General features: G+C 63.9%; 7 protein-coding genes. 5 read left to right on the forward strand and 2 right to left on the reverse strand.

Translation table 11 applies throughout. The features are described from left to right. Window positions 1-217 precede the first annotated feature (217 nt). Window positions 218-1,078, reverse strand: a complete 861-nt coding sequence (locus EOA38_RS29170) for a MurR/RpiR family transcriptional regulator (RefSeq protein ID WP_126095842.1) — start codon at window positions 1,076-1,078, stop codon at window positions 218-220. A gap of 215 nt (window positions 1,079-1,293) precedes the next feature. Between EOA38_RS29170 and EOA38_RS29175 the strand changes: the two genes are divergently transcribed. Beyond that, entirely contained in the window at window positions 1,294-1,476 is a 183-nt protein-coding gene (locus tag EOA38_RS29175; protein WP_126092905.1) for a hypothetical protein, read from the forward strand. A 287-nt stretch (window positions 1,477-1,763) separates the two neighbouring features. Here the strand turns inward: EOA38_RS29175 and EOA38_RS40575 are convergent, their stop codons facing one another. After that, window positions 1,764-2,246, reverse strand: coding sequence for a hypothetical protein (locus EOA38_RS40575; RefSeq protein ID WP_245464985.1), 483 nt, complete (start codon window positions 2,244-2,246; stop codon window positions 1,764-1,766). Between EOA38_RS40575 and EOA38_RS40580 the strand changes: the two genes are divergently transcribed. The 4 genes from EOA38_RS40580 to EOA38_RS29195 all read left to right on the forward strand — a co-directional run. Then, on the forward strand, window positions 2,196-2,597 hold the full coding sequence (locus EOA38_RS40580) for an EscD/YscD/HrpQ family type III secretion system periplasmic domain-containing protein (RefSeq protein ID WP_245464953.1): 402 nt from the start codon (window positions 2,196-2,198) through the stop codon (window positions 2,595-2,597). The two genes, EOA38_RS40575 and EOA38_RS40580, sit on opposite strands and share 51 nt — an antisense overlap. Next, entirely contained in the window at window positions 2,594-3,037 is a 444-nt protein-coding gene (locus EOA38_RS29185; RefSeq protein ID WP_126092903.1) for a hypothetical protein, read from the forward strand. The genes EOA38_RS40580 and EOA38_RS29185 overlap by 4 nt, the downstream gene beginning before the upstream one ends. A 17-nt stretch (window positions 3,038-3,054) precedes the next feature. Continuing rightward, the gene (locus tag EOA38_RS29190; RefSeq protein ID WP_245464636.1) at window positions 3,055-3,366 is read left to right on the forward strand and encodes a hypothetical protein; all 312 of its coding nucleotides are present in this window, start codon (window positions 3,055-3,057) and stop codon (window positions 3,364-3,366) included. Next, window positions 3,363-4,316: flagellar biosynthesis protein FlhA (locus tag EOA38_RS29195; protein ID WP_145966109.1), on the forward strand; the 954-nt coding region annotated here is incomplete at its 3' end. The genes EOA38_RS29190 and EOA38_RS29195, both read left to right, overlap by 4 nt.

The raw sequence follows: 4,316 nt of genomic DNA on the forward strand, positions 1-4,316 counted from the left end.
GCCCATCCTGGTGGCGAGCCGGATCTGCTCCCGCAGTTGAGCTGCCTGCGCTTCCAGCCGCGCAATCTGCGCGGCGTTGGCCTTGGCATCGACCTTTTGCGGCTGGACCGGGGGCTTGGCGGGCGTGATCGGGCGAACCATCTGGACGACCTCCGGAAATCACTGTTGGCGGCAGCCTTGCCGCCGTCACGCCCGCCCGATCGCAACCTTTCGGATGCTATCGGGGAGGCTTCCAATAAATGCCGAAAGCAGCAAGCTGCTCTTCCGACTGTTTCACCCGCTCCGCGGCATTCGTTTCAGAGCGCATTGCCGTCACTGCCGCCAGGATCTCGACGGCCGCGAACGCCGGTGCCATGCTTCGGAAGAACGACTGCGAACTTGATGCGACGATGATTGTTTCCCGCGCGATCCGGGTCAGCGGCGACACGCTGCTGTCGGTGATTGCGACCACGCCGACGCCCTGCCGGGCCGCCTGGCGCGCCACGTCGATCGTCGTTCGGTCATAGGGCGCCATGCCGACGGCAAGCAGCACATCGCCGCCTCCCGCAAGCTGGAGAGCATCCAGACCCTGACCAGCCATGTCGCCGACAAGCGTCACCCTGCGGTCGCTCGCGGCCAGGAACGACATGATGTGAACGAAGCGGCTCGCGACCGGATAGGCGGAGCGCGAGCCAAGGGCGAACAGGTTGCGGGACCTTCCCACGAGATCGGCGGCGGCGATGAATTGCATCGCATTGCCATATTCGCCAAGGCTTGAAATCTGGGCCGCGAGGGCGTCGGCAACGACCCCGACAGTCGAAAATCCGGAAGCGCCGTCCCTCTCGCCCCCCTGTCGAGCCGGCTCGCCGGCAGCCGTCTCGCGCAGCGCCCGCGCATAGAGGCTGCGCATGTCCTCGTAGCCATCGAGGCCAAGCCACCGCGCCAGCCGCATCATGGTGCTGTGCGAAACGCCGGCCTGGTGCGCCTGCTCGCGCATCGACATCAATGCGACATCCTTGGGATGATCCAGCACGAATCGCGCGGCGACCCGCAATTGCGGCGGCATGTTCTCGAACCGTTCGACCAACAGCTCGGCCAAAGGACCTTTTTCCATCCTGATATACCCCATTTGCCCATCTTGGAAGTTACTCCCCGCCAGCCGGCAACGCAACAGTTGGAACTGAACTGTTTCATAAATTCCAAATGGACTTTCAATTCGGATCGCGCTGCCGTAAACTGCGTTGGCAATCTGCCGGGGTTCGTCGCGTGCGGCTCCGGAGATTGCGACCTGAATAGTCCCCCAAGGAGACAATGATGGCTGCAACCCCTCCCATTACATCCGGCTCCGCCGGATCGCCGGAACAGAACCTCGACAAGATGATCAAGCACCAGGAGCGCATGTTTGGCCTGGAGATCACCAAAGAGATCGCGAAATCCCAGCATGACATGCTCATGAGCACCGCGAGGACGCTCGGTCAGTCGGCCGAAAAGGCCTGAGGCGGGATTCTCAAGCCCCATGCGTCGCCGCAAGCAACCGGCGGCGCACAGATGTTTCTACGCAACCAGGCTGGGTCTCAAATCATATCGGCGGGAGATGAAGTGGCATGACCGCTAACTCTATCGGCAGGTCTGGGGATTTGAATCCGGCGCGTTGGGTCCGCTCGATGATTGCCCCTGGGATTGCCCCTGGCCCTGCATCCGGGTCTTGCGTTGCGCTCAATGTCATTCATGGATTTCATGCCGGCGCGGAACTCAGTCTGGCCGAGCCGCTCTACACGGTCGGATCAAGCACGGAGTCCGACATTGTCCTCACGGATGCCGGCATAGCGCCGATCCACGTCAGGCTGCGGCGCAAAGGCAGCCAGATTGAAATTGAGGCCGTCGGCGGCGACGTCACCCTCGCCACGGGCGAGACGCTCCATGAGGGCCAGGGCAGCCGTTGCAGGCTGCCGGTCGAGATAACGGTCGGCGAAGCCCGTATCCTGCTGACTGACCCGCGGCGCACGCCAGATCGCTGGTCTGTTTCCAACCGTCCCTTCCTCGCTGCGGGCGCGGCTGTCTTTGCCGTATTCGCTGTTTCCATCGCTGCGATCGGCTTTTCCTTCGCCAAGCCGGATATTGCCGAGAGGGCTTCCGCACCCGGCGGCGAGGTGACCAGAGTGGCCTTCGCCGGCGATGCAGGGCAGCGTGTGATGGACGATTCGTCGTCCGAAGAAATGCAGAACGCTGCCGAAGCGGAAAACCAACTCAAGCAGCGTCTCGAGCAATCCGGGATAAGCACGTTGACCGTCGAACGGTCGCCCGGACGCCTGGTGGTCTCGGGTCTGATTCCGGATGACAAGAACGGCGCCTGGACGGAGACGCAGTCTTGGTTCGACCAGGCATTCGGCGCCCGCACTCCCCTGGTCTCCAACGTCATGATCGGCAACGCCGAACAGCCCCCGCGTCTGACGCTGCAGGCGATCTGGTACGGCGCGCGGCCCTATGTCATCGCTGCCGATGGCGCCCGCTACCATGAAGGTGCGTTCACCAATGACGGCTGGACCATCAAGCACATCGGCGAGACGGAACTGGTTCTGACGAAGGGCGGCGCCACGGTCGCGCTGAAATATCCGTGAACCGCCGGCTCGAAGGGCCGCGATTCGACTCGGCAACGAAGGACACCGCCGCAGGCCGCGAATTGCGGCAGGCGGAAGGCGTGCGCGGCCAGGGGATTTACCGGCGTCGGATGAACGGCACCGGCAGGGCCACAAACCGGGCCCAGGGGACAAAACCAACCGCGGGTACGGAAAAGCCCGAAACCGCGGAATTCCAGACTGCGCACGGTTCGGCTGGTGAATCGCTTGATGAGATACTCACCAAGTTCGTCATGCCCGCCATCCCCGAGCCTGCCATCCTGCGTCGGTGCGCATCTATTCTCCGGCATTTCGTGACGCAACAGGTTCCCGATCTGGACGGCGGCGAACAACTCAAGGCCCTCGCCAGAACGCTGATGGAGGATGAGATCGAGCGTCATCGCGATCTGCTTGGCAGGATGCAGGAAGGAATCGAGACCTGACCGATCCGCGTGACACGGTGCAGCTGCTGCACGTCCTGGGCTATCTCTACGGGTGTCACGGGCAGGCAAAGCGGGGCGCGGCGTACCTGCTCATCGCCGCGCAGCTTTCGCCGGGAAATGCCGGCGTGCTGCGGACATTGGCGCACCTGCTCATCCTCGACGGCGAGGCCGACAAGGCGCTCGCGACAATCGCTCGGCTGGAGACCCTGGAGGGAATGGACCATCCGACGCTTGGATTGCTGAAGAGCCGTGCCTTGCTCGCCGCCGGCCGCAAGACGGAGGCGCATGACGCCATGCGAAGCTTCCTGTCGCGACGAGGTGCCGAATGACCGTCTCGGAGCGTCTTGTGCAATTCCTGGCGAGGCTGTCCCGCCGAAGCGATCTCGTCATTGCGATCCTGATGCTGGTCGCGGTGGTGATGATGCTTGTCCCGTTGCCGACCTTCCTTGTCGACGTTCTCATCACCGCCAACATCGCCATCAGCGTGCTTATCCTGCTGGCTTCGTTCTACGTCTCCCATCCGCTCCAGTTCTCCTCGCTGCCGTCGGTCATCCTCATCGCCACCCTGTTCCGGCTGGCCATCACGATCACCACCACGCGACTGATCCTGCTCCAGGCCGATGCAGGCGAGATCATTACCGCCTTCGGCACCTTCGTCGTTGGCGGCAGCATCGCGATCGGCCTGGTGGTTTTCCTGATCATCACGGTCGCGCAGTTCATCGTGGTGGCGCGAGGCGCCGAACGCGTCGCCGAGGTGGCCGCGCGCTTCACGCTCGATGCGCTGCCGGGCAAGCAGATGAGCATCGATGCGGAGCTGCGCAACGGCGACATCGATCAGGCGGAGGCACGCCACCTGCGCCGGCAGCTCGAGCGCGAGAGCCAGTTGTTCGGCGCGATGGACGGCGCCATGAAGTTCGTCAAGGGCGACGTCATCGCCGGCATCGTCATCATCCTGGTCAACCTGATCGGCGGTTTCGCCGTCGGAACGCTGCAGCACGACATGTCGCTGGGAGAAGCCGCCGCGACCTACTCGCTGCTCACGGTGGGCGATGGGCTGGTCGCCCAGATACCGGCGCTGCTTGTCGCCGTGGCCGCCGGCACCATGGTGACGCGGGTCGGCAGCGCGGACGGCACCGACGACCTCGGCCGGCAAATCACCGGCCAGCTTCTGCGGGACTCCCGCGCGCTCGCCCTCGCGGCGGTGATCATGGTCGGCCTGGCCATGGTGCCGGGCTTTCCTTCCATCGTATTTCTCGTCCTCGGTGCCGCTTTCGGTGCC

The sequence above is a fragment of the Mesorhizobium sp. M1E.F.Ca.ET.041.01.1.1 genome, assembly GCF_003997355.1.
Lineage (GTDB): Bacteria > Pseudomonadota > Alphaproteobacteria > Rhizobiales > Rhizobiaceae > Mesorhizobium.